The sequence below is a fragment of the Campylobacter concisus genome, from assembly GCF_002914195.1.
In the GTDB taxonomy this organism is placed as follows: Bacteria; Campylobacterota; Campylobacteria; order Campylobacterales; family Campylobacteraceae; genus Campylobacter_A; species Campylobacter_A concisus_M.
Map to the genome: position 1 here is coordinate 59,704 of NZ_PPAU01000011.1, position 26,165 is coordinate 85,868.

The window sequence follows — 26,165 nt, forward strand, 5'->3', positions numbered from 1 at the left end:
CACTCAAATTTTAAAACCAGACTTAATAAATTTATCTAAAAATAAAACGAATAGTTATATGATAAGCAAAACTCAAAAAGGATAGCCTATGATACATAAAATTCTTATCGCAAATCGTGGTGAGATCGCAGTTAGGATAGTCAGAGCTTGTAGGGATTTACACATTCAAAGCGTAGGAATTTACACAGCGCCAGATAGCGAGTGCTTGCATGTAAGGATCGCTGATGAGGCCTATCAAGTGGGCGAAGATCCGATTAAGGGCTATCTTGACGCCAAAGCCATCGTAAAGCTTGCTAAAGAGTGCGGAGCTGACGCGATACACCCAGGATACGGCTTTTTAAGCGAAAACTACGAATTTGCAAAGGCGGTCGAGGATGCTGGGCTTATCTTTATCGGTCCAAAGGCTGAAGTGATCAGAAAAATGGGTGATAAAAATATCGCAAGATACCTGATGAAGAGAAACGGCATACCAATCGTTCCAGGCACAGAAAAGCTAAATGACGAGAGCATGGATGCCATAAAAGAGCACGCTAGACGCATCGGCTATCCAGTCATCTTAAAAGCAAGCGGTGGTGGTGGTGGCCGTGGCATCAGAGAAGTTTGGCAAGAAGAAGATATGCAAGATGCCTTTGAATCGTGCACCAGAGAGGCAAAGACCTACTTTAACAACGATGAAGTTTTTATGGAGAAGCTTGTCGTAAATCCTCGTCACATCGAGTTTCAAATTTTAGGCGATAACTACGGCAATATCATCCACCTTTGCGAGCGTGACTGCTCTATCCAAAGGCGCCACCAAAAGATTATTGAGATCGCACCTTGCCCATCGATCAGTGAAAATTTAAGAAAGATCATGGGCGTGACTGCGGTGGCTGCTGCAAAGGCTGTGGGCTACTCAAACGTAGGAACGATCGAGTTTTTGCTAGATGACTACAACAACTTTTACTTCATGGAGATGAATACCCGTATCCAAGTGGAGCACGGCATCACCGAAGAGATCACAGGCCACGACCTAGTCGTTAGGCAGATAAGGATCGCAGCTGGTGAAATTTTAGAGATCGAGCAAAGCGACATCAAACCGCGCGGCTACGCGATAGAAGCAAGGATCACGGCTGAAAATGTCTGGGAGAATTTCATCCCAGCACCAGGCACGATCGAGGGCTACTACCCAGCTCTTGGCCCATCTGTACGCGTCGATAGCCACGTCTATAAGGACTACACCATACCGCCATTTTATGACTCGCTAATCGCAAAGCTGATCGTAAAGGCGACCGACTACGATCTGGCGGTAAATAAGCTTGAAAGAGCTCTTGAAGAATTTACCATTGAAGGCGTGCGAACGATCATCCCATTTTTACTAACGATCAGCAAAAGCAAGGAGTTTAGAAGGGGATTTTTCGATACTAGCTACGTTGAGAAAAACTTAAAAACTATCCTTGAAAACACCTATGACGATATGAATAAAGAGCCAAACGACGACCTAGAAGAGGTCATCGTAGAGGCTATAAAAAGATATAAGAAGAAGAGGTGAATTTGTCTCATTGCGGCTTTGGCGATAAATTTCGTCAAGGCTAAATTTCCACGCAAACTGTATGCGTCTTGGCTTTATCATTTACCATAGCGTAGAGTCTACTGGCATGATCTGATCCGCGCTAAGTCTAAATTTCTCAAACTCTATCTCTTTTAAAAGCAAGCCATCTTTGGCGCTTATCAAAACTGGCTTATTTTTGCGGTTTGCGAGTAGAATTTAACCATCGACTTAAGGAAAATGCTCCGCACCACTTGTTTTAAATTTAAATATCACTTCGCCACTTTTTGCCTCAACAGCATAGAGATGTCCGTTATTGGCAGCGGTGCCAAAGTAAAGCACCCCTTACGCAGGTAAACTGGCGTGTAGAGATATGTGCCAAGCTTTAGCCACCAGATAGTTTTGCCTATTCTTGTACTATGCTCTTTAGGCGGCACACTCGCGTTTAAATTTTCATCTTTTGCTTCATTATTGATCGCTGCACCACCCAAAATTTCTTTGCACTCCATCATAAATGGCGAGCTCATGCACACGCAAAAGCCCTCAAATTCGTATGTTTTAGCATCGTCATAAATCTCTTTTATGGGCTACGCGACTTTACCAAGCCAATTTACCTCATCATTAACCCTTTGTAACATCTCACATTTAGTGATTGCTAGTTTTCTTAGTTATCTCTGCCAGCTTCTTAAGATTTTAAGATAGAAGTCAAGAGATTTTAAAAATTTCTTTCAAAATGGGGAATATCAATAAAGCTTTTAAAATTACCGCCCCAACGATTAGAACTATTTAGGCTCTCCCAGTAATTACCAATATTTTGTAATTCTTCTTTAGTTTGCAGCCATTTACCATTTCGAAAAATATGTAAATCAATAGCACAGCGTTTTAAATGATTTGAATTCATAGTTTTACTCTTGCCACTATTATAATAAATTTCTTGCTGAGTTTGTGTCCTTTCTAATTCGCCACCCCTTATAGAGTATCCGTTAGAATGAAGATAATTTAAAAGTTTTTCAACATCTTTCATAAAAGCTTCTTGATGCTCGCCAAGTGTCATGTTAATCCTTTTCTATCCTTTTATCTAAGGCTTTATCAATTTTTGAATATATCCAATCAGTGCCACGCCAAGTTACGAAACCAGCAAGAGCAACCGAAACTCTAATATTGTTTAGAAAGAAAAAAAATATTTCATAACTAATCCAACATAAAAACATAGAACTTAAAAAACTAAGCAAATAAGAGAAAATTTTATATTTGATTTTAGAAAAATCTTTAGTTTCAAGATTTAAAATCGACGCTATAAACCCAACAAAAAGAACTAAAATTAAATAATTATCGTCCTTGTTTAAATTGTCCATTTACACAGCCTTTTAATAAATCTTCTATTCGTATGCAGTAAATAATTAAATCTTTTAAACTTTCTGGATTTAATGGATCAAAAATAGGCTTATCTGGAATTGTTACATTACATTCTATAGGCATATAAGCTTTTTGAATAGCACCTTGTGAAGATTTTGCAGAGCAACCAACAAACAAAACAAGATAAGATAGTAAGAAAAAGAAAAATAGTTTATTTGGAATAGTTACCATTGCTAAACTCTAAAAGTAAAGTATCGTAAAATTTTAGCTTACTTAAGCAATCATCCGTTTTAGGTGTTTCGATAGTGCTAAAACGTTTTTGTAATTTTTGATTTAAAATATTGTTTTCTTTAGATATTTTTTCACTATCTATTTTTAATTGCTCAATTTTTAAATTTTGATTATCAATAATTAAAAAAGCGTTTTCGGTATTTTGTTTTTCGATTGCTAAATTAGTTTTTAATGTAATGGTTTCAGTGGTAAGATCTTTAATATCATCTTTTAAAATAGAGATATAAAGGAATAAAACAAGATAAACAAAAGCGTGGATAAATAGCCCCCTATTAAATAGGAAGCTTAAATTTAACATTGAAAACACTATTTTACTTTTCTAGCGCTAATAACGTAAATTTCATCAAACTTAACGCCATTAAATTTTTTACCAGCTAAAGCGGTTTTGATCTGGTCTTCATCGATACTAGGCTTAGTATAAAAACTGAAAGTGGTTTTATTGCCAGCCGCATTTTTACCAGTAATAGTATATTCAATAACGCTTGCTTCGCTTGAATTACCTTGCTCACTAGCACGAGAAAGTATTACATAAGTTCCTTCAAGAGCATTATCACAAAATGCTTTAGCTTCAGCACCACCGCACGGCAAAGCAAAGCCATAAGTTCTATTATTTATTGTATTTTTAACTAAACATTTAGACATCTCTTACTCCTTAAAGTCTATCAAATTTCAAAGTTACATAATCGCATTTAACAGCAGTATCATAATTTGCATCTAATTTGCCAGTAAAATCAGAAAGAAAATTTTGAAACATATAACTTTGTTTAACGTGCGGGATAGTTACCATAGTAGAAATTCTACCAGTCGCAGTTTTGGCACCAACGATCACATTTTTACGATTGAGTGGATCAGGTGTTGAAGCTAAAGCAGTGCCACCATCGCCAAAGACTGAATAACTTTCAACTTTACCAGCTAAAAGCGGAAGTAAAGCATCTTCATCACTACCACTAGAAAAAGTAAGACTTTTTGCATAAAGTCCGTCTATTGATTGTCTTAACATTTTTTATCCTTTCTTTTGTCATTCGACTTTTTTAAATTTGCTTGTTTTTGTTAAAACGTTTTAAACAAGAGAATATTAAGCAAAAAAGAGAAAGTTAAATAATTAAGATTAAATTAAGGACGCTTCAGCACGCTCAAAACGCTTTCGCGTTTTTCGTCCGCGTAGTGTTTGCGTGGCGATAGCTAGTAAAAAGACACAATTATAAGTTTTAAGATATTTGAGCAATCGCAGAAACTATCGCCACAACGCAAACAAAAAACAACTATAGAAGAAAAAAGATCGAGAAAGAAAACAAGATAATAAAAAAAAGAATAAACTAAAAGGGCAGAAAAAGAAAACACGGCACACACCGCAGAGCGGTGGGGCGCCGTGTTTGGGAGGGGGGACAATATCTATCAAGAAGAACACAGAAAAAAAAATTTAAAATTTTATCAAAGAACAAGGGATACGTGAAACTTTATTATAGCGGATAGTTTTGAGTAAATTTTTATTTGATCCATAAAATTTAACTTCTAAAGAGCCTTTAGAGTGTAAGAACGCTTTTAACTCATCATAATTACAAAATTTATAATTTAAAACGTTTTCAGCTTCAGCCAATTTTTTATCATCATAAAGAGAATAATCGACATAACAAATAGACCCCTTAAGATAAGAACGACCAGAAGCCATAACAACATAAGGATAATTTTTACAAATAAATTCAGATGCTTCAACATCTGACATATTAATAAAAGACTCTTTTAAATTATCAAAATAATTAGATCCGAAAGAAATATTAAAAAACAAACAAAAAGCAACAATTTTTCTAATCATAAGCAACTCCTTTTTATATAAAGAAATAATTATAAAGACAAATTATTAAATTTTTACTTATCCATAAAAAGCGAACAAGAAACACCCTTTACAGCAAGTCCGCCTACTTCTAAATGTGTTTTAATTAAAGCAGATATTTCAGCTTCGTTTTTAGTCTTTTTTACATTATGAATTAAAATTTGCTTGCACATACGATTTTTATTAGATACAAAAGCTTTAAATTGCTTATTGTAATTGAAGTCATCAAATGGAAAATTAGTTTTTTGAGTTTCGAACTCGACTTTATAAATATACTTAATCTCAGCAGTAGAAACAGCATCTAAAAAAGCAATTAGATCGGAAACACTTTTAGCTTCAAGTGTTGAAGTGATAACCCTATTGCCTTGCTGTTGTGTAATTTTGTAGATAGGCATAATACTCCTTTTTTGAAAATCGATAAACTGATAAATAGCGGTGTTGTAAATTAAAGTTAGTTACATCGCTATAAAATTGAGAATAAAAAGAAGAGAGAGAACTTTCAAATATATTAATAAAATCAGAAAATTCATAAACAAAAGATTTATTCACAAAACTAGAAAAAATAGAGAAAAGATTAAAAGCTTCAGTATGAATACCAGTATAGTCACAATCCAAAAGACCAAGACGAAGATCACTTCTAAAAAAGGGGCTAGAAGACGAATAACAAGAAAAATCCGAAAAAGATAGACGGCTGGTATATTTTGCATAATTAAAAGATGCAGGAACACAAAAATAAAAATAATCAGATCGATCACTAAAAGAAAAGAATAAATTACTATCAAAATAAGAAGAAATTTCAGAAGAGCTAGGCAAATCCATAATATTAATCTTACCAGATGGAGTTAAAAAATCAGTGCCTACCCTATATTCATAATCGTCAGCATCATCGCTATTATAATGCATATGCAAAGGGACATTAGCCTTTTTAATGCTAGAATTAGTATAAGCAGAAAAATAAAAGCCAAGACCAAAAAGAGAAGAAATACGCTTATCACGAATGCAACTATTACCAGAAAAACCGCAATCAAAGAGAGCATCTTTTTTATCATATTTTTCGTCAATACTAGCATTTAAATTTTCAGTATTAGAACGAAAAAATAATACTCTCTCAATATAAAAAGTAAAGTCTTTTTTCTTATTACAGCAACCACACAACAAAGAAACCATTATTCTTTACCTACAAGATCACGGCAAAGAATTTTTAAAAGACGATTTGTTTCATCCAAAGATGCTAAACCACTTTTATCATCTTTTTTATCTTTTAAGTTGTCAGTTAATATTTTTTCAATACGAGCAAGACAAGCACCAATACTATCAAATTTCTTCATTTCTTCTTCAAAAGCTTTTTCACAATCAAGAGCCATTTTTCTTAACCTTTCCGTTAAAATATCCTAGTCCATTCATCATAGTAATAAACATCTCGCTAAGCCCCAAAACGTTACCAGCATCATCAGTAACAAACATAAAATCAGCAACATGATTTAAAGCGTCAATATCAATCTTATCACTGCCAGTTATACGCCTAAGAATTTCTTTATCTTGCGGAGTAAAGCGAGAGCTAAAAAGCTTAAAAAGCAGTGTTTGATTTATATTATCAACCTTTGCTTTTGCATAGTTAAATTCTTGATTTTTAGTTTCTAAAATATGCTGGCGTTGATTAATAACAGTATTGACATTTTGAAGTGCTGAACTATTAGAATTATTAGTATTTATAATTTGGTTACCACACTCCACAAAAACTTTGGCAACACCAATACGATCAGAAAAATTACCAGTTAAAAAACCAAGCATTCTATTAAGTTTAACGCCTTTTATATTACTAAGCTTGTTTTTGGCATATCTACCTAAAGGAGATAGTAAAGCCACAACACCAGCATAAACAATACTCATAATTTTATTTACAACATTTTCTTGAAGTTGAATATATTTTACTAAAGCCGCGCTAAACATAATAGTGACACCACTATTTATTGCATCTTTTAAAATACCGTCATCCATACCACTATTTTTTAATTTAGATAAAACTTGATCGTAAGCAACGCTATAAGTCAAGTCTTCAAACATTTCATCAATGCCAAGCTTTAAAATTCTTCCAGCTTCAGAACGTTTATCAGCCATTATTTTAAATCCTTAAGTAAAGTTTTACTAGGTAATTCAGTATCAAACAGATCTTTAAAATTTGGGATAGGTATATCAAACAAATTTAAAGCATCACTATCTAATTCAAAATTGTTTTCATCAGTTAAAACACGAGCCTGAACAGCTTGACGAGATAAAGCAATATCGCGTGGCGAAGCGTTAGCAATAGTATTGCCGTCGAGATCCTTTACAGCAGTCGAAGTCTTATCAAAATCAGCTTTTTCTTTATAAATTTCAAGCGTTTTAGTTGAATTATCGCTAAGTATTTTTTGATTATCGACATAAGAACTAGGCAAAGTAATTTCAACTGGCTTATTAATAGCTAAAGAAGCGTTTAAATTATTATCGACAGCAACACTGGCTTTGAGTTTAACACCAGCCAAACCATCTTTCATAGCTTGCGAATACTCTTTTGAATTAATAACAAGCTTTTCTAAATTTTGATTATATACTTTTTGATTTTCGCCAATAGTTGAGATATATTTAGAAATTTCACTATTAATTTTTTCTTGAGATTTTAACACTTCTTTAAAATCTACACCAGTAGAAACAGCGGAATTAGTGCCAGTATTTGACGAAGCATTATCATATATACGATCGCCAGTATAAGGATTATAAAGCGTTTTAGTAGTAGGATCAACCCAATATCCAGTTTTTCTATCAAATGTAACACGCCCTTGAATTTCTGGAGATTGATTATATAAATTGTCTTTTTTAACGCTAGCTTGTTTATCAAAAGCGTTATTTTTCACAGCTCCTAAAACAGCTAAATTTAAAGACATAAGCTTTAATATATGATTTTGCTGATCTAAAACACCAAGTAAAGTTAAGGGAACACTACTAGGCTTATCGTTATCAGATGGCTTAGGTAAATTATCTTCTTTAGGCTTTTCTTTTTCTTTTTGTGCGTCTATTGCTTTAGCTTCACGTTGTTTAGCATAATATTCACTAAGCTCTTTTATATTTTTATCAACATCAACACTTTCTTTTTTATCAAAAAAACTATTATAAACATTTTTTAATCCCCAAATACCAAGAGCAGTTATATCAGTAACAGGATTATCTTTTAAATCAAAATTAGCACCAGCACCAATAGCACCAGCAACCCCACCAGCTTTTAAAGCACTATTAACTTGGCCAACTTTACTAATAGCTTGAGTAATACCAGAATACATTATTTAAAATCCCTTTCTTTATAAATAAATAGGTGGCTCACTACTTTCGGATTTAGCTTGCTTTTCAACAGCTTCATTACGTAATCTTAAAAATAAACTAAATAAATCTTCTTCGCCAGAATATTCAAAAATTTGTTTAACAACATCAGATAAATCAAGAGAATTAACTGTAGAACTCTTAAAAATATAAGCATATAAAGCAATCACATACTTATAAAATGTTTTATCAAACTTAAATGGTCTAACTAATCCAGCTGGAACAAAAATTCGGCGAACACTAAAAACACCAAGCTTTACTAATTCATAATCAAGGCAAAAAACATCATAAAAAAGAATAAATTTATTAAGACCAAGTTGCAATAAAGAGCAACCTAAAACATAAAAAGGCAAACTAAAATCTTTAATTTGAACGATTTGACCTTTAGAAAAAGCTCCTAAAGTAATATCACTTTGTATAGTTGAAAATGGCAAATCAAGAATAGCAGAAGAAAAAATATTAGCTAGATTAAAATCAGAAGAGAGAAGCTTATGTCCCTTTGGTATATCTTTCTTTTCAATTTCAACATAAAGACCAGAGATAGCAAAACGTATATCAGAAACATCTAAAGGATTTAAAATACAATCACAAATAAAAAATTCATCATCGCCACCATAAACCAAAAAATCAAACAATTTAACGAAAATTTGATTAGAATAAATGTCTTTAAGATATATCGGATCACTAGCATTACAACGATGAATAGTTTTAATATCATCTAAAGAATAATTACAAGGCTGATACTGACTAAGACTATTTATTAAAGAACCACTATCACTTAAAGAGAAAGCACCTAAATTTTTAATAATATTTAACATTTTATAACCCTTTTTTAAAATAAATCTAATCTAGGCTGTTTAACAGCAAAAATATATTTACGACCATTTCGCAAAGAATAACCTTTGCTATCTAATAGCTTTTTCAAATTTGTTTGAATAAAAAGAATATTTAATTCATCAAGAGCCGAGTAAAAAGCCTTTCTACTACCAATAACAATATCAGCCCAAATAAAACCAAGTTTTTTGGCGTAAAGCCTTTTAACGATAGGACATTTAATATCAATACAAATAACATCCTTGCCACTATCTAATAATTCACACACCAAAAGACCATAAGCATTTAATTTTTGCATTGAAACCCCTTTAAAGCATTCGTTATAGGATGAATATAATCATCATTTCTTATTTTGCTAATGGCAACAAAAAAATCATTTAAAGAAGCGTTAAAAACATCAAAAAGGGGATTATCTATATCTAAATTTTGATTTTTTATAGTTTTTTCATTTTTTAAAAAATTGCCAGCAAGCTTTGATAAGCCGTATTCGTGAAGAGTTAAGCCATCATTTTCAAGATCTTTAAGTGTTTCAGTAAAAACATATAAAAAATTCTCACCACTAACACCCAAATTAGTATAAACAGCACTTACAAAGGCTTTTAAAGCCATTTTTGCTTTTTTAATATCCTTTGACTGAATAAGATCGTGCATAGTAAGAGCTTTAAATTTATCATCGCCCCAAGGCAAGAGCATATCCCAAAATTTAAGCCTATTATCATCAAAATCGCATCTTTGATAAATTTTTCTTGCACTATCACTTTGAATAGTACCAGCAGTTAAACGATTAATTTCATCATCAGTTAGATCATACCATTTACAAATACTAAGCCCTTGCGACCAAAAAGCCCCCAAATGATTAAAAATATAAGCAATTTCATCACTTTCATTAATAGGGATTAATCTTTTTATTGCAGATCGCCCAAACTCCGCTTCATGTCTAAATACAAACATATCAACAGCGGGGTTAAAGCCGTTTATTTCCCATTTTGTAAAAATTAGAGTTGAAATATTTTTGCTTTGAACTTGTTTTATTTTGTCATAAACCCTAAACATATGCGGATTTTTTCCGAAGCTTACACCTTCGAAGCGAGTAAAACGCATAAAATTATTAACATTAATTTCAGTTATATCATTAAAAACTGGCGAATTTTCATCAATTATTAAATCATCGTCATCTTTTTTATATTGATCTGAATAGTTAGAAACCCTTTTTAAACTTCTAAATTGTAAAAAATCTTGTGGAGTATATTTTATGCCAGTTACATCAGTTGCAAGGTCGAGCCTTAAAACACTTATTTTAAAATGCTCTTTAAATATATCACTTAAAAATTTATTTACAAGCTCATAGGCTCTAACGTGTCCATATTTAAGTAAAAATATGCTTCTAAATTGAATTTTTAAATGATATAGCCCTTTTGGCTTAAATTTAGTATCTGAAATGGTGCAAAATATATCATCGTTTGAAAAATATCCAAAATATTGACCTAAGCCTTTACTTGATACTTTAAAATTTCCGTAATCAAAGCCTAAATCATCCAAAATATACTTTTCGCCAAATGTGCGTAAATTTTGTGCTTGTTGTTTTAGTGTAGCGATCTTGCGAATAAAGCTTGAAAAAGTTGTATTAAAAAATTTTTCATCAATACAATTTACGCCAATAACTAAAGTATCGATGCCTTGATGAAGTATTTTAAATCTATCGTCTTTATATATCATTTTTTAAACCTTTAACAAAACCCAGCTTGTCCCGCCTAACCTTGCTGATAGTCTAGGCACGGGGCTAAGTTTTAGCCCCTATTTTTCAAGCGTTTGAGCCATTTTTAAGTGCTTCAAGTTTTAGCATTGCCGTGACAAAACTATCAATTGCAGGGACAAATTTATTAAAAACAATAACTGGAGTTGAATTATAAGCGTCCTTATAAATTCTATATTCGATCTTACCACTAGCGATATAAACTTCGTCATCTTTTAGATCAAGGTATTGCTCTTGCGTTATCCTTGTGGTATGCTCACCACCGCTATTTAAAGCGACAAAAGTCAGAACATAGCTATCATCCCACTTTTCAAACTCTCCAAGCTCGTTTACAATGGGATTGTTATCTTTATCTAGCTTTTGCTTACCATCGATCTTTTTAGTCTTTAAGACTTTAATCTTTTGCTCGAAACAATCTAAATTTTGGTTGAGAGATTGATAAATTTCTCTATAAAGATTTTCGCTTGTGCTGTCCATTAATGGAGCTGTTGCATTTTTTGCCATTTTTTTATCCTTTTTTGAAAAATTTGATTTTTTATTAAATATCTATTACTAATAATTTGAGAAAGATAAGCTTTGCTAATCTTTAAATGATCGCATATATCAGCCCTTGTTAAAGAATTTTTAGATGATAAGATTTCAAGAACTGAAAAGATTAGCTTATAATGAATTTTTTTCATTAAATAGCCTTTATTTCTGGATTAAATGGGAATAAGCTTTTTAAATAGCGGACTATCGCACACATAACAGCAACAATAGCAGTCATCTTCTTTTTGCCGTTAGCTAATAAACGCTCATAGCGTAACTTAAATTTAGCGTTAAAACGAATTGCACATAAGGCAGTCATAAAAAGAATACGCCTTATATTAGAATTACCCATTTTATTTATCTTTTGGCTTTTATGAACGCTTGAGCCACTTTGAAAAATTCTAGGACTAAGACCAATAAAGCTTATAAATTGTTTTTCAGATTTATCCCTATTAAAGTGTAATTGTGGAAATAAATTTAAAGCGAGATCAATGCCAAAGCCTTTATTTTCTTTAATGATCTCTTCGGTTTCTGGAATAGCTTTTTTAACAAGATCAAAAGCTAGTTTTTGAAGCATAGCTTGAAGTTTTGCAATCTCTTTTATAAGATTTGCGATAACATCATCAATTACTTTATTATTTAAAGTTTTTTGAGAACTTTTAAAATTTTTAAGTTGAGTATTTATTTTTTGGAGCAAATTTAAGGTTGAATTGTAACTTTTTATCTCTAAATACTCGGCATTATACTTATCAGGTGCGATCTCACTTTTAAAAGTCCTAGCATAAACAGCCAAGCCGTAACTATCGCTTGTATCAGTTTTTATAGTGCTAAGATGCTTTAAAAACAAAGATGATTTATAGGGGTTTGTAACACAATATCTAATACTTAAATCAGATAAAGCCTTTTGAAGTACTAAATGATAATTTGAAGTTGCTTCAAAAACAACTAAAATTTCATCATTTTTAAAACTATCAAAATAAACTTTGATAAGCTCATAGTTATTAGGCAATGTTTCAAATTTAGCTTTCTCACTTATAATAGAAGTTAAAAAACAAACGTCGATTTTATCTTTAGAAACATCAACACCACAAAAAAACGCTTTTTTCATTTTTGATACTCCTGAATAAAATTTAGGTTATGTTTCTTTCTTGTATTCAGTGTCAAGCACTAAGATTTTTAATCGAAACATTAACCCATAAGCCCTAAATCTTAAGAACAGTGTAAAACACTTTTTTATGAAGCAGGGGCTTATGGAAATTTTATAAAATCAAAAGAGAAAAACGAAACAAGACAAGTAAATTCTCTCTGATTTTATGGAAGTATCATACAAATTTATGAAGATCATGGTCTAAATTTGGTAACAAATGAGCCAAAATTAAAAGCACGCTGAAATAAATTTGATAAAATTTGCCAAAATTTAGCAAATTAAAGGACTGATATGTTTTTAAAGCTAGATGAAATCGCTCAAAAGTTAGATCAAATTTTTTTGCCACTAGAGCAAGAGGGTATGACTGGCATGAGGCTCTTGCTTCAAAATGATGTTAAAGCTACCACACAAGCACTTAAAAACGCACAAGAAGCTCTTGGCGTAAATTTCCCAGCTAAATTTATAAAGCTTTTAAGCAAATTTGACCTTAGAAATTTTGAAATTTGCAATGTCAAATTTGGCTCTAGAGGCGACTATGCAAGCGAGATAGTACGACTAAATAGCGTAGATGAGTTTGGTGGCAAATGGTGGCAAGGTGAAGCTCGCCCTTTAAATTTAATAGTCTTTGCCGTGGGTGATCCGTGGATATTTTTGCTTGATTGCACGAGTGGCGCGGTCTATGCATGGCTCTTTGGAGATGAGGAGCTTTGCAGCAGGTGCGTCGCAAACGACTTTGAGAAATTTTTCATAGCACTTGCTAGCATCGATATAGCAAGGCTAAATGAAGAAACACTGCCATCAACCGAGCAAATCCTAAAATTTGTCCAAGCAGACGACACAGCACTTGATTTTTGGCAAGAGATGGCGCAAATTTAGTAAATTTAGGCTCCACTCAGCCTAAATTCTCTTTTATAAATTTATCCCAGCGATCGAAACAAAAACCACTTTCTATAAATTTAGTTTCAATATGTAACACTCATTGCCCAAAATAAAAATATTAAAATATCTTTAAATAAAAATTTTTTCTAGCCGAGCTAATATTTAACTACAAAAAAAGGGAAAAGGAGCAAAAATGAGCGAGTATATCGAAAAAACGATGGAGTGGATAAAAAAGACCAATCCGGGTCAAGGCGTCTTTGTCCAGGCTGCGACCGAGGTTTTAAACAGCCTCGAGCCGCTTATAAAAAGAGAGAGCAAGTACCAAAAACACGCGATCTTAGAGCGTATCGTGATACCTGAGCGCACGGTGATATTTCGCGTCACATACACGGGCGACGACGGCAGACCGCAGGTAAATAACGGCTACCGCGTGCAGTTTAACTCAGCCGTCGGCCCCTATAAAGGTGGCATCAGACTGCATCCTAGCGTGGATCTTGGCGTGCTAAAATTTCTAGGATTTGAGCAAATTTTTAAAAACTCGCTCACGGGCGTAAATATCGGCGGCGCAAAAGGCGGCAGCACCTTTGATCCAAAAGGCAAGAGCGAGGGCGAGATAATGCGCTTTTGCCAAGCGTTTATGAGCGAGCTATACCGCCACATCGGCAACACTGTAGACGTACCGGCAGGCGACATCGGCGTGGGCGCGCGCGAGATAGGCTATATGTTTGGGCAGTATAAAAAGCTCACGGGCAGATTTGACGGTATACTAACGGGCAAAGGCCTAAACTGGGGCGGTAGCCTAGCGCGCACGGAGGCGACCGGATACGGGCTGGTCTATTTTACGCAAAATATGCTACAAAAAGCTGGGCTTGGGCTAGAAGGTAAAAAGTGCAGCATAAGCGGTAGCGGAAACGTCGCCATCTACACGGTAGAAAAGCTCTATCAAGTAGGCGCGCTGCCTATAACGGTTTCTGATTCAAACGGATACGTTTACGACGCAGAGGGCATAGATCTAGCGGTACTTAAAGAGCTAAAAGAAGTAAAACGCGCGCGCCTTAGCGAATACGTTAAATTTAGACCGAACGCAAAATACGTAAGCGTGAGCGAGTACAAAGAGGGCAGAAACGGCGTCTGGGACGTTCCATGCGACGGAGCGTTTCCGTGCGCGACGCAAAACGAGCTTCACCTAGCCGATATCAAGACGCTCTACACTAACGGCTGTCGCTTCGTAGCCGAGGGGGCAAATATGCCAAGCACGCTTGATGCGATAAATTTTATGCTAGCGCAAAAGGATTTTTACTTCGCTCCTGCAAAGGCGGCAAACGCCGGCGGCGTAGGCACGTCGGGCCTAGAGATGATGCAAAACGCCGGCATGAGCTCGTGGAGCTTTGACGAGGTTGATCGCAGGTTGCACGGCATCATGAATCACATCTTTGAGCTAAGCTATGAAACTAGCAAGGAGTTTGGCGACGAGGGAAATCTGGTGCTCGGCTCAAATATCGCGGGCTTTCGCAAGGTAGCCGATGCGATGATAGATCAGGGGTATGTGTAGGACTGATTTTGCTCTTGGCTCTATAAATTTACGTCCAAGTTAAATTTGGACGTAAATCACTTTGGTTTTTTAGCTAGAAGCGAGTTTTCTTTTGGCAAGGGATAATTAAAAAAATTTATAAATTTAAGCTATAAACAAGCAAATTTTTTAGCAAATTTATACAGCTGCTAGGCGAAATTTAGCTTATAACTCTCGCACAGGCACCATTAATTTACAACTCGAAAAAAGTTATCAAATTTACTCTTTTAAGCGAGCTCTTGCCTAGTCGAATTTCAGCAAAGTGTCTATGTAATGGTTGGCAGAAAGAGGATGGAGCAAATTCTAGTAAGCAAAAATTAAAATTTGCTACATTTAATCCATGAACAAGCAAATTTCTCATCAAATTTGGTCGTCACATAAAACCAAGAGTAGTCAAAGCTTTTTGTAAAAAGCATTATTAAAGCGATATCCCATTGCCAAATTTAGCTAGATATTAGGCAAAATTTAGCTTAAAAATACTCACGCAAGCACTAAAATTTTGTAAGCTCACAAGAAAGTCGATTTTCCTAGATTATTTTCAGCACAACGCCCATGCGAGCGATAACAAAGCGGGTAATTTCCAGCAAGTAAAGACCAAAATTTACTAAATTTAAACCACATCCAAATTTTGCCTATCAAATTTAACCATAAGATATATCAACCCTGAAAACGCCTTTGCGTAAATTTAACACATATAAAAATGATAGGATCTTTGAAAATAGTTATTTATGAGTTTTTGTATTAAAAATTTAATGTAATAAAGAGCAAGCCCTAGCCTGCCCTTTGTTAGAATTTAACCCTTTTTTGGAGTTACAAGCATATTTACATAACGACCTTCTATCATAGGTTCTTTATCGCGATCAGCTTCATTTTTTATCATTTCCCAGACCTTCTCAAGCATAGCTACGCCAGCTTCTGGGGTACTCATCTCACGCCCCTTTAAAAATACACGAAATTTAACGTGTTTGCCATCTTGCAAAAACTCGCTTGCGTGTTTAACCTTATAATTTATATCGTTTTGGGCGATCTTGACAGAGAGTTTTATCTCTTTTATCTCGATGGTCTTTTGCTTTTTCTTGGCCTCTTTTTGCTTTTTCTCTTGCTGATAGCGGAATTTACCATAGTCCATTATCTTGCAAACCGGTGGCTTTGCGTCTGGCGCTATAAGCACTAGATCAAGCCCAAGCTTATTTGAGATCTCTAAAGCCTCTTCTCTTGAGATGACACCGTATGCCGTGCCATCATCCCCTACACATCTTACCTCTCTCGCCCTTATGTCCTCATTGAGCAATACTTCATTTTCCTTACTCAAAAATGTACCTCACTAAGTTTCTCCTTCGTTAAATTTATAAATTCCGCCAAGCTCATATCGCTCTGCGTCCTAGCCTGTCTGTCGCGTAGCGCAACGCTCTTGTTCGCTACTTCGTTGTCACCTAGCACGACTATCATAGGCACCCTTTGTTTTTCAGCCGTTCTTATTCTTTTATTTAAACTCTCATTTTTACTTGCGATCTCGCTATCGACGTTGATCTTTCTTAGCTCACGTGAAATTTCTTTTGCGTAGTCTAAATGCGCGTCGCTAATAGGCACGATGACGACTTGCGTAGGAGCTATGAAAAATGGTAGCTCACCAGCAGTGTGCTCAAGTAAAATTCCTATAAATCTCTCAAAACTGCCAAGCAGTGCTCTGTGGAGCATTACGGGGCGCTGTCTTTCGTTATTTGCGTCGATGTAGCCTAGATCAAAGCGCTCTGGCAAGTTAAAATCAACCTGGATCGTGCCGCACTGCCACTTTCTCTTTAGCGCATCGGTAATTTTGATGTCGATTTTTGGACCGTAGAATGCGCCGCCGCCCTCGTCGATTCCGTATTTAAAGCCGTTTTCGTCAAGCGCTTCTTTTAGCGCTTTGGTCGCAGTTTCCCAAATTTCATCCCCACCGATCGCTTTTGCCGGCTTGGTTGAAATTTCCATCTCATAGTGAAAGCCAAAATTTTCCATTATCTTGCCAGCAAATTTTAAAATTTCTAAGATATTTTCTTTTATCTGGCTTGGCATACAAAAGATATGTGAGTCATCTTGTGCAAATTCGCGAACTCTGAAAAGTCCGTGAAGCACGCCGCTTTTCTCATGACGGTGCACGACGCCGTACTCGAAAAATTTAAGCGGTAAGTCGCGGTAAGAGCGGATGTCACTTTGATAAACTTTGATGTGACCAACGCAGTTCATCGGCTTGATGCCATACTCTGTCTCATCGATCGTTGTAAAGTACATATTTTCTTTGTAGTTTGCGTAGTGGCCGCTTCTTCTCCACACGTCAGCCTTTAAAAGCTCAGGACCACGCACTGGCTCGTAACCGCGATCGCGGTGAGCTTTGTATAAGAGCTGCTCTAGTTTTGATCTTAAGCGTCCGCCATTTGGTAACCATATCGGCAAGCCGCCACCCACTTCTTCATCAAAAGTAAATAGTTTCATCTCGGTACCAAGCTTTCTATGGTCACGCTTTTTAGCCTCTTCGATGATACGGATGTGCTCTTTTAAGCTCTCTTTATCTGCATATGCTGTGCCGTAAATTCTAGTTAGCATCTCACGGCTCTCATCGCCTCCAAGATAAGCCCCGGCAACGCGTGTTAGTTTGAAAAATTTTAAAAATTTAGTATTTGGTACGTGTGGTCCACGGCAAAGATCTTCAAAATCGCCTTGCGAATAGCTACTCACTTCGCCATCTGGAATTCTTTTTAAGACCTCTTGTTTAAGATCATCGTTTTTAAATTTCTCACTCATATTAGCTTTGGTTGAGCAAGTTTTGACGATGTCAAATTTCTTCTCAGCAAGCTCTTTCATCTTATCTTCGATCGCAGCTAGATCGCTCTCGCCTAGCTTCGTGCCCTCATCATCAACTCTAAAATCATAATAAAACCCATCTTCTACATTTGGTCCGACAAAGAATTTTGCCTTTGGATAGAGTGATTTGATAGCTTGTGCCATGAGATGCGCACAGGAGTGTCTGATAACGTGTAGTGCTTCTTTTGAGTTGTCAAAATAGACAGGCTCAGCACTACTCTCACGCCCTGCGATACTTTGAGTATCGACTATTTCGCCATTTAGTTTGTATGCGATGATATCGCTCATTGTTTTTCCTTATATCAAATTGTCTTTTTTACGATAAAAGAACGATTAAGGATTTTATCTAAATGGGCTTTAAGCTAAACTTAATATTTACTAAGCAAATTTTTATAAATTCTTTTTAAATCCACAAGCTTTGATCTATAAATTTATTTATAAAATATATATATTTATATTTAAATATATAAATCCCTAAATTTAAAGCTTTTTATTTATATAATTTATTATATTTTAAGATTATGCCTGATAATATTTGTTCTTGAAATGAATTTAGCAATTTCTCGTCTTTGCATTATTTAAATTCATTTTTCTCCCGACAATATTTAGTGCTAGGAAGTGGTTAGCCTAGCACTTTTTTATTCTGCAAAATTTATTAGCGTTGGTCGCACTATCCTTGTATAATCTTTTGTATTTAAAATGATTGATCTATCAAGTAGTCCAGCATTAAATGCGATCTCATCGTTTCTTTGTAGTAACCTTTCATCAACTACAATGTGTAAATTTTTATGAAGGCTAAATGGCGGCACTGAACCAAAAACACAGTCTGTCAATGCCAAAACTTCATCTGGACTAGCTAGGCTTGCCCTTTTGCCGTCAAATTTTTGTGTCAAGCTATCAAGATTTGCTTGCATATCGGCTGGCAAAATAGCCAAAATATAAGTTTTACCAGCCTTCATCGCTGGCTTTTCATCGCTTAGCAAATAATCATTTAGCACATTTTCATCTTTAAAAATTTGCCTAAATTTTTCCTCATCTACTCCTTTTATAGAGCAAACTAGAGCCTTTGCGCCTTGGCTCATCTTTGTTCCCCTAAGTTTTGCTACCTCTTCTGAAGTGGTCGCACTCTCATGGTTTAGAACTTTAAATTTAGCTTCATTATTGCTAAGAAGATCGTGGATCTTATTAAAAATTTGCTCAGACACAGCTCTTTCCTTTGGATAAATTTTTAGTTAAAATTATACTGCTAAAACTTACAAAAGGCAGGAAAATGCAGATAAATTTAGATGGTATAAAGATCGAGCCAGGCTGGAAAGAAGTGCTAAAAGATGAGTTTTTGAGTGAAAATTTCGCGCGTATCAAAGAAAATTTCTTAAAAGCAAAGAGCACTGGCACCGTCTATCCACCAAGTGCGCTTATATTTAATGCATTTAACCTAACGCCATTTCGCTCTGTCAAAGTCGTCATCCTAGGCCAAGATCCATACCATGGCGCAAATCAAGCCATGGGGCTAAGCTTTTCAGTGCCTAGTGGCGTAAAAGTCCCACCAAGTCTTGTAAATATTTATAAAGAAATTTACGCTGATCTTGGCATAAAAGAGCCAAATAGCGGCGATCTTACAAAGTGGGCAAAGCAAGGCGTACTACTACTAAACTCAACTTTAAGCGTTAGCGCTGGAGTGGCAAATTCTCACGCTAGCTTTGGCTGGCAGGGCTTTACAGACGCCGTCATAAAAAAGATAAGCGAAAATTTACAAAACGTAGTTTTTATGCTTTGGGGCAACCCAGCCAAGGCAAAAGCACCGCTAATAGACGCTAGCAAGCACCTCATCTTAGAGGCAGCACATCCAAGCCCACTGGCTCGTGGAGCATTTTTTGGCTGCAAGCACTTTTCAAAGGCAAATATCTACCTAGCAAATCACGGTAAAACGCCAATAGACTGGGATCTAAACGTAAAAATTTGATCTATTTTTTTAGATCATTTAAAAGTTTGTTTGTCTCTTCAAGCTTTCTTTTACAAAATTTCTCATCTTTGTTTTGCAAAATTATGGCTTCTTGGCCACTTTGTCTTTGTTTAAACTCATCAAATTTAAGCTCAAAAAGTCTTAACGCCTTTTCATCGTTTGCGAGTCGTTTGCTCTCTTTGGCATAAAGCTCGTCAAGATATAGCCTGCTTTGCTTGATATATTCATTGCAAACATCGTTTGCATGGACTAAATTTACGCCAAGTAAAATGGCAAAAATAGCTATTTTTTTCATGTTTTTCCTTGAAATTTTTGCGTTATACTAGCCTTTAAGCACTTAAATTTTAAAATGCTCTTTCAAAAAAAGGATGAAAAATGAGACGAAAAGATAGAGAGCTAAGCCGTGAAGATGGCTTAAAAATTATAGATGAATGCGAATATGCGGTAATTTCATGCGTGGATGACGAGGGAGAAATTTTTAGCGTACCGATCTCGCCAGTAAGAGTTGGTGAAAGTATTTTTATACACGGAGCTACCGCTGGCTGTAAGGCAAAACTACTTCAAGATGGACGAAAAGTGGAGTTTGTCTGCGTTAGCTTCAACAAGGTCCCGCACCTAAATGATAGCGAGCTAGAGGCGATAAAAGACGACGGCAAGGCGCTTGGTGGCAAGGTCTTTACGACTGAGTATAAAAGTGCCATCGCAAAAACAAAAGCCTATGAAGTGACGGACGAGGTCAAAAGATATGAAATTTTAAAAATTCTTAGCCAAAAATACACCGCCTACGCGATGAGCACCTTTGACGTGGCGGCCGAGTATGGGCTAAAGATCATGAAAATTTACGAGCTAAAGATAGAGAGCTTTAGCGCAAAAGCTAAAATTTTGCCAAAACCAGCAAAGTAAAGGAAGAAATTTGAGCTCACTTGCACTGATGTTTAGACCAAAAAACTTGGATGAAATTTGCGGTCAAAAGGCGGTTAAAGCGGCATTTTTAAAATTTATAGCCTCTAGCAAAATCCCACACTCCATCTTTTATGGTCCAGCAGGCTGTGGCAAGACGAGCTTTGCAAGGGCTGTGGCGAGTGGTGCAAACTACGACTTTTACGAGTTTGACGGCGGAAATTTAAAGATAGATGACTTTCGCAAAATTTTAAAAAACTACGAAAACGCCCTAAATAAGCCGCTCTTTTTTATAGACGAGATCCACCGCCTAAGTAGAACCCAGCAAGAAGCGCTACTCATACCCATGGAAAACTACAAAGCCCTGGTCATCGGCGCTAGCACGGAGAATCCCTTTTTCACGCTAAGCTCAGGCATCAGAAGCCGTTCGATGCTCTTTGAATTTAGGCCGCTTAGCAGTGGCGATTTTGAGGAGCTTCTTGGCAAGATCAGAGAGCAAATTTCTTTTAGCATAGATGATGAAGCCAAAGAATATTTATTTAAAAGTAGTGGTGGTGATGCAAGAGCCATGCTAAATTTACTAGAATTTGCCGTCACGCTTGATGAAAATGTGAGCCTGGAAAATTTAAAGACGCTACGTCAAAATGCCCTAAAAGAGGGAGCAAAAGAAGATGACACGCACTACGAGCTAGCAAGTGCTTTTATAAAAAGCCTGCGCGGAAGCGACGAAAACGCCGTCATATACTACCTTGCAAGGCTCATAGACGCTGGCGAGAGTGCGGACTTCATCGCTAGAAGGATGGCGATATTTGCCAGCGAAGACATTGGCAACGCAAACCCAAATGCACTAAATTTAGCCGCAAGCACGCTTAGCGCGGTAAAAGAGATAGGCTTTCCAGAGGCCAGGATCATACTGGCTCAGTGCGCCATATATCTAGCCAGTTCGCCAAAGTCAAACTCCAGCTACAACGCGATAAATACCGCCCTAAAATACGTGCAAAGCGAAGAAATTTTAAAGATCCCGCCATATCTGAAAAATCACACAAAGGAGAGCAAAGACTACCTTTATCCGCATGATTTTGGCGGCTGGGTCGAGCAAAAATACCTAGAAAAACCGCTCTTTTTTTACAAAAGCAAGGGCATAGGCTTTGAAAAAACGCTAAATGAATGGCTAGAGAAAATAAAATCCAAGAGCTAAATTTAGGCTTTGATCTGTCAGATTTATGGAGTAAATTTTAAAAGAAATGTAGATGAACGAGCAAAATTAACATATCGCAAATTTAAAGATAGAATACGCGCCTTGGGATAGATTAACGACGGCTTATAGCAGAGCAAGCAGATTTCCAGAAATTTTAAACAGCTTTGGGCGGCGATTTACGAACAAAATTTAGCACAGAGTGTGGCTACCAGCAAGTCAAACAGCGGATAAATATGGCAAATCCAGCAAATAACAATGAAGCAAAATTTAACGCCAAAGCCTTTTAAACGCTTTTGATAATTTTTTTTAGCAAAACTAATAGCCAAATACGTTTTGCCAAGCTATACCCACGCAGAAAAACAACGAATTGTTTGTAAAAGCCTTCTAAAAACGCAAAAACCTAATTTTAAAATCCAAAAATCAAGAAATAATTTTAGCCATTCTAAACCTTCATTGTGAAATAAATTTAGAAATTATCAATCAAAAAACACCTTAGAGCGTAAAAATATTGGTCGCAAAATCTTGCTAGTAAAAAACGAATTCACCGCGAGTAAGCCGAAAACTAGCACGAAATTTTAAGCCAAGCTAAAAAATTTTTCTTATTTATTCTAATTTTATATTTTTTTAAATATACTCGCTCTCTAAACTACACCAATGAAAGTCAAGAAAATGCCTACAAATTTTGCTGAAATTTTAAATAATTGTGTTGAAAGTATAAATTCATTTCTTTGGGGTCCATACTTCCTTATTACCCTACTTTGCGGCACTGGACTATTTTTTACTATTAGGCTTGGGTTTGTTCAAATTTTTAAGTTTAAAATGGGTCTAAGAGAGCTTTTTGGGAATTTCTCACTTCACGGCGAAGCTGCTGGCAAGGCTGGCATGAGCCAGTTTCAAGCAGTTGCAACTGCGATCGCAGCACAAGTTGGCACTGGCAATCTAGTAGGTGCGACAACAGCTCTTATCATGGGTGGTCCTGGAGCGATATTTTGGATGTGGTGCGCTGCGTTTTTAGGCATGGCTACAAATTTTGCTGAAATTTGCCTAGCTCAAATTTACCGCACAAAAGACGATAGCGGGCACACGATAGGCGGTCCGGCATTTTATATAAGTCGTGGATTAAAGGGAAAATGGGCAAAAATTTTAGCTGGATTTTTCGCTATCGCTATCATTATCGCACTTGGCTTTATCGGCAATATGGTGCAAGCAAACTCGATCTCAGACGGCTTTAAAGGTGCCTTTGGTATACCTCAGTGGATAACTGGAGCTTTTTTAGCAATCGTCTGCGCGGTCATCTTTATAGGTGGCGTAAAGGCGATTGCAAGAGTAGCTGAAAAGATCGTGCCTTTGATGGCTTTACTTTATGTAGGTGTTGGACTAATCATTATCGCTTTAAATTTTCACGAAATTCCAGATGCAGTTTTGCTTATCTACAAAGCAGCGTTTGATCCTTCAGCTGCGTGGGGTGGAGCAACTGGAGCTAGCATAGCAGCTGCGATGAGATACGGTATAGCAAGGGGTCTTTTTAGCAATGAAGCCGGCATGGGCTCAACTCCGCACGCACACGCTGCGGCTAATGTCAAACACCCGGTCGATCAAGCAGTGCTTGGCATAATGAGCGTATTTGTAGATACTTTTATCGTTTTAAATATCACCGTTTTTGTAGTGCTCACTGCAAATGTTATTAGCTTTGAAAACGGCAAGGCAGTCTTTACAGGTATCACCTTGGTGCAAGAGGCCTTTTCGTCGCACATATTTGGCAAAACTGGCGGCTATAGCTTTGTAGCGATCTGCCTATTTTTCTTCGCATTTACGACCATACTTGGATGGTACTACTTTGCTGAGATCAATGTGCGCTACCTTTTTGGCGCAAAGGCGGTCAGAGCTTTTCAAATTTTAGTAGTCGTTTTTGTCTTTTTGGGAAGCTTGCAAAAGGTTGATTTTGTCTGGAGCCTAGCAGATATGTTTAATGGCTTGATGGTCGTACCAAATTTAATTGCCATCATCATTTTAAGCCCTATCGTGGCAAAGCTTTTAAAAGATCACGATACTGGAAAAGAGTATGATGTGAAAGATTATTTGAAATAAATCTTTACCGCATCTTTAGAAAATTTACTAATAATTAATTTTTAAATCTTTTATTTAGGATATTTTATTAGAAGTGGTGGCCCCGAATGGACTCGAACCATCGACCACTACCATGTCAAGGTAGTGCTCTACCAACTGAGCTACGGGACCAAAGATTTGGGATTATATTTTATTTTCTATTTTATTTAGCTTAATTCTTTAGTAATTAAATTTATTTATAAGCAGTAAATGTAATAGATAAAATTAGAATTAGCTAACGCTTGCTTCGCAGTTATCGGTAAAGATGAAAACTACCTAGTCAATATCGGCCAACTCACATGTCGTCATAAAAACTCCTTGATAGCGATAAAGAGTCAAAATGTACAAGCTATCACTATGATGTAGGATATAGCACTAGCTTTAGAAATTATCTTGAATGCTAAAAGCCGATATATAAAAATTTATGAAAATAAGATACTGGAGCAAAAAATTAATGCTAAGAAAAAATTTTTCAAAAGTGAGTATAACTCTACAAAAGAGGAAGAGGAATTTTTAAAACAAAAGGCTGATAAGAATAATACAAAATCAATTAGTGGACTAACGGGGTAGAAGTCTAGCCTAGAAAACTAGTGAGCTTGTCTTGGTTTTATTATTTAAATCATGATAAGCCTGCTAAAGATAAGCCTAAATTTTTAAATTAAAATCTTTAATACTATAAATTAAAAACCTAAAAATAGTAATGTGCTATTTCCCAATAATAATCTTTGCAAGTCTTTCATTCTTTTCATTTATATTAAATTTTGCTTCAGCTATTTTTCTGCTTTCCATACCCATTTGGACTATCATATCTGGATTTTGTATAAAATAAATCATCTTTTGTGCCAAAATTTTACTATCAAATGGTGGCACCAAAAATCCATTTACTCCATCTTCAACAGTTTCTTTGCATCCTACACTATTTGTGGTTATTACTGCCCTTCCTATTGCCATGGCTTCCTGAGTACTTCTTGGCACACCTTCTCTGTAATACGAAGGTAAGACAAAAATGGAACTATTCACTATCCGTTCTTTTATATCATTTACGAAGCCAGGATATATAACTACGTCACTATCAAGATAAGGTTTTAGCTCTTCTTGCGTTAATCCAAACGGATTGTGCTCATCAAAACTACCAAATATATAAAACTTTACATCTTTATATTTTTCTTTTACGATTTTAGCTGCCTCTAAGTACTCAAATATTCCCTTTTCTGCAAGAAATCTTGCTATAAAAATAAAACTTATAGGATCAGTTGTTGCTTTAGTATATGAGAATTTATCAAGATCAACACCTATGCCACCTAAGATATTTATAGACTTTACTTTTATATTGTATCTATCAATTAAGTCCTTTTTATCGTCATTATTTAAAAATATAAGCTCGTCAAGAAATAGTAGTGAAATTTTATATAAAAGAACTTGTATAGTTTTGATAATTTTCGCCTTTTTTGTTTGTCCATTTTTATGAACCGTAAAAGCCCCACCAAGCCCTTCTATCATGCCTACTATTCTTGGCACTCTTACTATTTTTGCGGCTATAGTTGCAAAAATGACTGGCTTAACAAAAAAAGAAAAAACCACATCTGGCCTATATTGTCTAAATAGCTTAACCAAATCACATGTAGCAACGAAATCTTTAAATGGATTTAGTCCTTTTGCATTTAAAGTGTGGTCAAGCGGTGTTGCACCCAATGAGATTATTTTTTTTCTACTTTCTTCATTGTAGTCACTAACTAAACAGTATACATCATGCCCTTTTGATACAAGTAGTTTTATGAGCTCTTCTCTAAAATTTATCATCATAGACGAGACATTACCGATTATAAAAATTTTCATAGCAACCTTATCTCTTATAAATATCTCTAAAAAATTTAAATAATCTATCGAGTCCAATAAATGGTAATAGACAAATAACTTTTTTAAGTATAGAAAATTTATTATTTTTCAATATAAGCCAAATGTTCGCTGCTTCTTTATCAATAGATTTTAAATTTTTTATGAAATCATTATTTAAATTATAAAAAACAACACTAATAAGCCTAGTCCTATGATATTTGATTAGCTCATCATAAATACCTTTACTCTTTAAGAA

General features: G+C 35.5%; 33 protein-coding genes and 1 tRNA gene. 8 read left to right on the plus strand and 26 right to left on the minus strand.

The features are described from left to right. Positions 1-88: 88 nt before the first annotated feature. A complete protein-coding gene (locus CYP28_RS00410; RefSeq protein ID WP_054195976.1) occupies positions 89-1,528 on the plus strand; it encodes an acetyl-CoA carboxylase subunit A in 1,440 nt (479 codons plus the stop codon). A gap of 228 nt (positions 1,529-1,756) precedes the next feature. Here CYP28_RS00410 and CYP28_RS10525 read toward each other — a convergent pair whose 3' ends face one another. The 19 genes from CYP28_RS10525 to CYP28_RS00505 all read right to left on the minus strand — a co-directional run bounded on the left by CYP28_RS10525 (position 1,757) and on the right by CYP28_RS00505 (position 12,577). Then, positions 1,757-1,867, minus strand: coding sequence for a hypothetical protein (locus CYP28_RS10525; RefSeq protein ID WP_234402295.1), 111 nt, complete (start codon positions 1,865-1,867; stop codon positions 1,757-1,759). Positions 1,868-2,240: 373 nt separating this feature from the next. After that, complete coding sequence (locus CYP28_RS00420; protein WP_103592692.1) at positions 2,241-2,579, minus strand: M15 family metallopeptidase; 339 nt, start codon at positions 2,577-2,579, stop codon at positions 2,241-2,243. Between the two features lies 1 nt (position 2,580). After that, complete coding sequence (locus CYP28_RS00425; RefSeq protein WP_103592693.1) at positions 2,581-2,880, minus strand: hypothetical protein; 300 nt, start codon at positions 2,878-2,880, stop codon at positions 2,581-2,583. Beyond that, positions 2,855-3,112, minus strand: coding sequence for a hypothetical protein (locus CYP28_RS00430; RefSeq protein ID WP_103592694.1), 258 nt, complete (start codon positions 3,110-3,112; stop codon positions 2,855-2,857). The genes CYP28_RS00425 and CYP28_RS00430 overlap by 26 nt, the downstream gene beginning before the upstream one ends. Further along, positions 3,093-3,479: a hypothetical protein gene (locus CYP28_RS00435; protein ID WP_103592695.1), complete on the minus strand. Its 387-nt coding sequence runs from the start codon at positions 3,477-3,479 to the stop codon at positions 3,093-3,095. The genes CYP28_RS00430 and CYP28_RS00435 overlap by 20 nt, the downstream gene beginning before the upstream one ends. Then, positions 3,479-3,814, minus strand: a complete 336-nt coding sequence (locus tag CYP28_RS00440; RefSeq protein ID WP_087586098.1) for a hypothetical protein — start codon at positions 3,812-3,814, stop codon at positions 3,479-3,481. Before CYP28_RS00440 ends, CYP28_RS00435 begins: the two co-directional genes overlap by 1 nt. Before the next feature lie 10 nt (positions 3,815-3,824). Then, positions 3,825-4,172: a hypothetical protein gene (locus CYP28_RS00445; RefSeq protein WP_103592696.1), complete on the minus strand. Its 348-nt coding sequence runs from the start codon at positions 4,170-4,172 to the stop codon at positions 3,825-3,827. Positions 4,173-4,592: 420 nt separating this feature from the next. Continuing rightward, positions 4,593-4,985 carry a hypothetical protein gene (locus CYP28_RS00450; protein ID WP_072594640.1) on the minus strand — a complete coding sequence of 131 codons (393 nt, stop codon included), beginning with the start codon at positions 4,983-4,985 and terminating at the stop codon, positions 4,593-4,595. 53 nt (positions 4,986-5,038) lie between these two features. Further along, positions 5,039-5,398: a hypothetical protein gene (locus CYP28_RS00455; RefSeq protein WP_180997937.1), complete on the minus strand. Its 360-nt coding sequence runs from the start codon at positions 5,396-5,398 to the stop codon at positions 5,039-5,041. After that, positions 5,361-6,170, minus strand: coding sequence for a hypothetical protein (locus tag CYP28_RS00460; protein WP_103592697.1), 810 nt, complete (start codon positions 6,168-6,170; stop codon positions 5,361-5,363). Before CYP28_RS00460 ends, CYP28_RS00455 begins: the two co-directional genes overlap by 38 nt. After that, positions 6,170-6,367: a hypothetical protein gene (locus CYP28_RS00465; RefSeq protein WP_072594637.1), complete on the minus strand. Its 198-nt coding sequence runs from the start codon at positions 6,365-6,367 to the stop codon at positions 6,170-6,172. The genes CYP28_RS00460 and CYP28_RS00465 overlap by 1 nt, the downstream gene beginning before the upstream one ends. Further along, positions 6,357-7,121 carry a hypothetical protein gene (locus CYP28_RS00470; protein WP_103592698.1) on the minus strand — a complete coding sequence of 255 codons (765 nt, stop codon included), beginning with the start codon at positions 7,119-7,121 and terminating at the stop codon, positions 6,357-6,359. Before CYP28_RS00470 ends, CYP28_RS00465 begins: the two co-directional genes overlap by 11 nt. After that, the gene (locus tag CYP28_RS00475; protein ID WP_103592699.1) at positions 7,121-8,317 is read right to left on the minus strand and encodes a hypothetical protein; all 1,197 of its coding nucleotides are present in this window, start codon (positions 8,315-8,317) and stop codon (positions 7,121-7,123) included. The genes CYP28_RS00470 and CYP28_RS00475 overlap by 1 nt, the downstream gene beginning before the upstream one ends. A gap of 18 nt (positions 8,318-8,335) precedes the next feature. Further along, positions 8,336-9,172, minus strand: coding sequence for a hypothetical protein (locus CYP28_RS00480; protein ID WP_103592700.1), 837 nt, complete (start codon positions 9,170-9,172; stop codon positions 8,336-8,338). A 14-nt stretch (positions 9,173-9,186) separates the two neighbouring features. Further along, positions 9,187-9,486 carry a hypothetical protein gene (locus CYP28_RS00485; protein ID WP_072594633.1) on the minus strand — a complete coding sequence of 100 codons (300 nt, stop codon included), beginning with the start codon at positions 9,484-9,486 and terminating at the stop codon, positions 9,187-9,189. Next, a complete protein-coding gene (locus CYP28_RS00490) occupies positions 9,474-10,727 on the minus strand; it encodes a hypothetical protein (protein ID WP_258034124.1) in 1,254 nt (417 codons plus the stop codon). The genes CYP28_RS00485 and CYP28_RS00490 overlap by 13 nt, the downstream gene beginning before the upstream one ends. A 262-nt stretch (positions 10,728-10,989) precedes the next feature. Continuing rightward, positions 10,990-11,445 (minus strand): hypothetical protein, encoded by a 456-nt coding sequence (locus CYP28_RS00495; protein ID WP_072594631.1) that lies wholly within the window; start codon positions 11,443-11,445, stop codon positions 10,990-10,992. Then, positions 11,418-11,621, minus strand: a complete 204-nt coding sequence (locus tag CYP28_RS00500) for a MarR family transcriptional regulator (RefSeq protein ID WP_103592701.1) — start codon at positions 11,619-11,621, stop codon at positions 11,418-11,420. The genes CYP28_RS00495 and CYP28_RS00500 overlap by 28 nt, the downstream gene beginning before the upstream one ends. After that, the gene (locus tag CYP28_RS00505; RefSeq protein WP_103592702.1) at positions 11,621-12,577 is read right to left on the minus strand and encodes a transposase; all 957 of its coding nucleotides are present in this window, start codon (positions 12,575-12,577) and stop codon (positions 11,621-11,623) included. The genes CYP28_RS00500 and CYP28_RS00505 overlap by 1 nt, the downstream gene beginning before the upstream one ends. A gap of 330 nt (positions 12,578-12,907) precedes the next feature. Here CYP28_RS00505 and CYP28_RS00510 point away from each other — a divergent pair, with 330 nt between their 5' ends. Beyond that, positions 12,908-13,492: an SMI1/KNR4 family protein gene (locus CYP28_RS00510; protein ID WP_054195975.1), complete on the plus strand. Its 585-nt coding sequence runs from the start codon at positions 12,908-12,910 to the stop codon at positions 13,490-13,492. Positions 13,493-13,688: 196 nt separating this feature from the next. After that, positions 13,689-15,047 (plus strand): NADP-specific glutamate dehydrogenase, encoded by a 1,359-nt coding sequence (gene gdhA / locus CYP28_RS00515; RefSeq protein ID WP_054195974.1) that lies wholly within the window; start codon positions 13,689-13,691, stop codon positions 15,045-15,047. Positions 15,048-15,858: 811 nt separating this feature from the next. Here the strand turns inward: gdhA and infC are convergent. From infC to CYP28_RS00530, 3 genes are all read right to left on the minus strand, one after another. Beyond that, a complete protein-coding gene (infC, locus tag CYP28_RS00520; RefSeq protein WP_054195973.1) occupies positions 15,859-16,377 on the minus strand; it encodes a translation initiation factor IF-3 in 519 nt (172 codons plus the stop codon). Beyond that, positions 16,374-18,194: a threonine--tRNA ligase gene (thrS, locus tag CYP28_RS00525; protein WP_103592703.1), complete on the minus strand. Its 1,821-nt coding sequence runs from the start codon at positions 18,192-18,194 to the stop codon at positions 16,374-16,376. Before thrS ends, infC begins: the two co-directional genes overlap by 4 nt. 350 nt (positions 18,195-18,544) lie before the next feature. After that, positions 18,545-19,111 (minus strand): YbaK/EbsC family protein, encoded by a 567-nt coding sequence (locus tag CYP28_RS00530; protein ID WP_103592704.1) that lies wholly within the window; start codon positions 19,109-19,111, stop codon positions 18,545-18,547. A 65-nt stretch (positions 19,112-19,176) separates the two neighbouring features. Between CYP28_RS00530 and ung the strand changes: the two genes are divergently transcribed. Then, the gene (gene ung / locus CYP28_RS00535; protein WP_103592705.1) at positions 19,177-19,869 is read left to right on the plus strand and encodes a uracil-DNA glycosylase; all 693 of its coding nucleotides are present in this window, start codon (positions 19,177-19,179) and stop codon (positions 19,867-19,869) included. Between the two features lies 1 nt (position 19,870). Here ung and CYP28_RS00540 read toward each other — a convergent pair whose 3' ends face one another. Then, positions 19,871-20,164 carry a hypothetical protein gene (locus tag CYP28_RS00540; protein ID WP_084109745.1) on the minus strand — a complete coding sequence of 98 codons (294 nt, stop codon included), beginning with the start codon at positions 20,162-20,164 and terminating at the stop codon, positions 19,871-19,873. Positions 20,165-20,244: 80 nt separating this feature from the next. Between CYP28_RS00540 and CYP28_RS00545 the strand changes: the two genes are divergently transcribed. The 4 genes from CYP28_RS00545 to CYP28_RS00555 all read left to right on the plus strand — a co-directional run bounded on the left by CYP28_RS00545 (position 20,245) and on the right by CYP28_RS00555 (position 24,055). After that, a complete protein-coding gene (locus CYP28_RS00545; RefSeq protein ID WP_103592706.1) occupies positions 20,245-20,772 on the plus strand; it encodes a pyridoxamine 5'-phosphate oxidase family protein in 528 nt (175 codons plus the stop codon). Between the two features lie 28 nt (positions 20,773-20,800). Beyond that, positions 20,801-21,967 carry a replication-associated recombination protein A gene (locus tag CYP28_RS00550; RefSeq protein ID WP_242047036.1) on the plus strand — a complete coding sequence of 389 codons (1,167 nt, stop codon included), beginning with the start codon at positions 20,801-20,803 and terminating at the stop codon, positions 21,965-21,967. A 164-nt stretch (positions 21,968-22,131) separates the two neighbouring features. Continuing rightward, a complete protein-coding gene (locus tag CYP28_RS10530) occupies positions 22,132-22,254 on the plus strand; it encodes a hypothetical protein (protein WP_258032478.1) in 123 nt (40 codons plus the stop codon). Between the two features lie 382 nt (positions 22,255-22,636). Next, complete coding sequence (locus CYP28_RS00555; RefSeq protein WP_103592708.1) at positions 22,637-24,055, plus strand: alanine/glycine:cation symporter family protein; 1,419 nt, start codon at positions 22,637-22,639, stop codon at positions 24,053-24,055. A 74-nt stretch (positions 24,056-24,129) separates the two neighbouring features. On the opposite strand, the gene CYP28_RS00560 is transcribed toward CYP28_RS00555, so the two are convergent. The 3 genes from CYP28_RS00560 to CYP28_RS10470 all read right to left on the minus strand — a co-directional run. Continuing rightward, positions 24,130-24,205, minus strand: a tRNA-Val gene (locus tag CYP28_RS00560). Positions 24,206-24,778: 573 nt separating this feature from the next. Beyond that, entirely contained in the window at positions 24,779-25,909 is a 1,131-nt protein-coding gene (locus tag CYP28_RS00565) for a glycosyltransferase family 4 protein (protein WP_103592709.1), read from the minus strand. Between the two features lie 7 nt (positions 25,910-25,916). Beyond that, the coding region (locus CYP28_RS10470; RefSeq protein ID WP_219811232.1) for a hypothetical protein at positions 25,917-26,165 on the minus strand (249 nt) is incomplete at its 5' end.

Bases quoted from the DNA above. Each gene is read 5' to 3' on its own strand.
- CYP28_RS00485 (WP_072594633.1), bottom strand. From the start codon at position 9,486: ATGCAAAAATTAAATGCTTATGGTCTTTTGGTGTGTGAATTATTAGAT.
- CYP28_RS00465 (WP_072594637.1), bottom strand. From the start codon at position 6,367: ATGGCTCTTGATTGTGAAAAAGCTTTTGAAGAAGAAATGAAGAAATTT.
- CYP28_RS00510 (WP_054195975.1), top strand. From the start codon at position 12,908: ATGTTTTTAAAGCTAGATGAAATCGCTCAAAAGTTAGATCAAATTTTT.
- CYP28_RS00540 (WP_084109745.1), bottom strand. From the start codon at position 20,164: ATGAAAAAAATAGCTATTTTTGCCATTTTACTTGGCGTAAATTTAGTC.
- CYP28_RS00455 (WP_180997937.1), bottom strand. From the start codon at position 5,398: ATGCCTATCTACAAAATTACACAACAGCAAGGCAATAGGGTTATCACT.
- CYP28_RS00545 (WP_103592706.1), top strand. From the start codon at position 20,245: ATGAGACGAAAAGATAGAGAGCTAAGCCGTGAAGATGGCTTAAAAATT.
- thrS (WP_103592703.1), bottom strand. From the start codon at position 18,194: ATGAGCGATATCATCGCATACAAACTAAATGGCGAAATAGTCGATACT.
- CYP28_RS00425 (WP_103592693.1), bottom strand. From the start codon at position 2,880: ATGGACAATTTAAACAAGGACGATAATTATTTAATTTTAGTTCTTTTT.
- CYP28_RS00445 (WP_103592696.1), bottom strand. From the start codon at position 4,172: ATGTTAAGACAATCAATAGACGGACTTTATGCAAAAAGTCTTACTTTT.
- CYP28_RS00555 (WP_103592708.1), top strand. From the start codon at position 22,637: ATGCCTACAAATTTTGCTGAAATTTTAAATAATTGTGTTGAAAGTATA.
- CYP28_RS00550 (WP_242047036.1), top strand. From the start codon at position 20,801: ATGTTTAGACCAAAAAACTTGGATGAAATTTGCGGTCAAAAGGCGGTT.
- CYP28_RS00430 (WP_103592694.1), bottom strand. From the start codon at position 3,112: ATGGTAACTATTCCAAATAAACTATTTTTCTTTTTCTTACTATCTTAT.
- CYP28_RS00500 (WP_103592701.1), bottom strand. From the start codon at position 11,621: ATGAAAAAAATTCATTATAAGCTAATCTTTTCAGTTCTTGAAATCTTA.
- CYP28_RS00495 (WP_072594631.1), bottom strand. From the start codon at position 11,445: ATGGCAAAAAATGCAACAGCTCCATTAATGGACAGCACAAGCGAAAAT.
- CYP28_RS00505 (WP_103592702.1), bottom strand. From the start codon at position 12,577: ATGAAAAAAGCGTTTTTTTGTGGTGTTGATGTTTCTAAAGATAAAATC.
- ung (WP_103592705.1), top strand. From the start codon at position 19,177: ATGCAGATAAATTTAGATGGTATAAAGATCGAGCCAGGCTGGAAAGAA.
- CYP28_RS00480 (WP_103592700.1), bottom strand. From the start codon at position 9,172: ATGTTAAATATTATTAAAAATTTAGGTGCTTTCTCTTTAAGTGATAGT.
- CYP28_RS00460 (WP_103592697.1), bottom strand. From the start codon at position 6,170: ATGGTTTCTTTGTTGTGTGGTTGCTGTAATAAGAAAAAAGACTTTACT.
- CYP28_RS00475 (WP_103592699.1), bottom strand. From the start codon at position 8,317: ATGTATTCTGGTATTACTCAAGCTATTAGTAAAGTTGGCCAAGTTAAT.
- CYP28_RS00450 (WP_072594640.1), bottom strand. From the start codon at position 4,985: ATGATTAGAAAAATTGTTGCTTTTTGTTTGTTTTTTAATATTTCTTTC.
- CYP28_RS00470 (WP_103592698.1), bottom strand. From the start codon at position 7,121: ATGGCTGATAAACGTTCTGAAGCTGGAAGAATTTTAAAGCTTGGCATT.
- gdhA (WP_054195974.1), top strand. From the start codon at position 13,689: ATGAGCGAGTATATCGAAAAAACGATGGAGTGGATAAAAAAGACCAAT.
- CYP28_RS00440 (WP_087586098.1), bottom strand. From the start codon at position 3,814: ATGTCTAAATGTTTAGTTAAAAATACAATAAATAATAGAACTTATGGC.
- CYP28_RS00410 (WP_054195976.1), top strand. From the start codon at position 89: ATGATACATAAAATTCTTATCGCAAATCGTGGTGAGATCGCAGTTAGG.
- CYP28_RS00565 (WP_103592709.1), bottom strand. From the start codon at position 25,909: ATGAAAATTTTTATAATCGGTAATGTCTCGTCTATGATGATAAATTTT.
- CYP28_RS00420 (WP_103592692.1), bottom strand. From the start codon at position 2,579: ATGACACTTGGCGAGCATCAAGAAGCTTTTATGAAAGATGTTGAAAAA.